1 pseudogene is annotated in these 274 nt (G+C 65.7%); it reads right to left on the minus strand.

Annotated elements, in window-relative coordinates:
* Window positions 1–274: pseudogene (locus tag AC6UDF_RS07215) on the minus strand (hypothetical protein); the annotation flags it as partial.

Below are 274 nucleotides of genomic sequence, written 5' to 3' on the forward strand. Positions count from 1 at the left end.
GTTGTTGCTCATCACGTACTCGGCCTGGAGTTCGCGGCCCTGGCCGGTGATGAAGTCCAGCTGGCCGCAGCGCGGATCGACCTCCATCAGGTTCAGGGTCGGGGCAAACCAGCCGGCACGCATCATCTCGATGCTCACCCAGGCCTCGAATGCACCGCAGGCGCCCAGCATATGCCCGACGTAGCTCTTCAGCGAGCTGATCGGCATCCGCGAGCCGAACACCTGCGCGGTAGCCTGGGTTTCGGCGATGTCGCCGTGCTCGGTCGCCGTACCG

This window comes from Fructilactobacillus sp. X2R6C1 (assembly GCF_059901295.1).